We start from the raw sequence: 1,002 nt of genomic DNA, 5'->3' as shown, positions 1-1,002 counted from the left end.
GGTGAGTCCGGGGAGTCCTCGGGAGTAGAGGAGCTTCCCGAAAGATTCGAGGATGGCACGTTTGGTGTTTTCGCGCTGAGCGGCGTTTGTTGCGGCAGAAATACGAGGCATAGTGACACTTTACCGCAGAACGTCAATAAATTGCGACTGCGGCACAAAAAATTACCGAAAAACTTGAGACATTTCTCAACGAGCGCATCACGCCCTGACTAGGAATGAAAATACTGTGCTCGGAAAATTTAGAAGCCCCGGCTTAGAGGTAGCCCAGCCGTGTGGCGGCACGCAAATCGTCCCGAATCAAAGAGGTCAGCGGATACCCACGATGCCCCTGCTTTGGCAGAATACGCAGCATGGTGCGTGCCTGCCGTCCCCGGTAAAAGTCTTCACCCTCATGAGCTGCACGCTGCGCTGACCAGATCTGGCCCGCAGAAGCCGGTGCTTTGCCGTCGCGGTCTCCCACATGCCAGCTGAGCAGCATCCCGTTTAGGGAGCGGCTGGGCCCACGGAAACGCTGCGGAATACCGTCGGAACCGCCTCCACCGATCATGGAAGCACCCCCGCCCAGCAGCCAGTCGTTGGAATGCGACAGCAGTTCGTAGGTAATAAATTCCGCTCCGCCCGAATACCCGGCAAGCCAGATGCGCGTGCGATCGTATCCGTAGCGTTCGGCGAGGTCGGCGGCAAGGGCACGAAAAACACGACCGTTCCTGCGGGCACGCACCCACCAGGTGGTTGTGGGGTCATTGAAAACGGGTGCTTCAAGGGTTCCTGGTGCTAACACGGGCACGCACAGCATGCGGTGTTCGCGGGCAATATCGGCGAGGTCGCGGCGCAAACTGGAGGTGCGGCTGAGCAACCTGCTGTTGGAACGAAGCAGGTAATCGCCGTCGAAGAAGAAAAGAATTCCGGGCGGCTCGGCCTGGGCAGCCTCACGATGGTGCACGTTATCGACCCGATCGTGCAGGGTTCGTCCGTAGGCACGATAGGGGAGGTACCCGATGA

1 protein-coding gene and 1 pseudogene are annotated in these 1,002 nt (G+C 58.9%); both read right to left on the bottom strand.

Features of this window, described 5'->3' with window-relative positions; translation table 11 throughout:
- Positions 1-111 (bottom strand): annotated as a pseudogene (locus Q4P78_RS09505) (TetR/AcrR family transcriptional regulator); the annotation flags it as partial.
- Between the two features lie 142 nt (positions 112-253).
- On the bottom strand, positions 254-1,002 hold a 749-nt coding region (locus Q4P78_RS09500), incomplete at its 5' end, for a hypothetical protein (protein WP_303340123.1).

The organism is Rothia sp. (in: high G+C Gram-positive bacteria) (genome assembly GCF_030540545.1).
In the GTDB taxonomy this organism is placed as follows: Bacteria; Actinomycetota; Actinomycetes; order Actinomycetales; family Micrococcaceae; genus Rothia.
The sequence above is the reverse complement of the archived record's forward strand: the minus strand, read 5'-3'. Positions and strand labels throughout refer to the sequence as shown.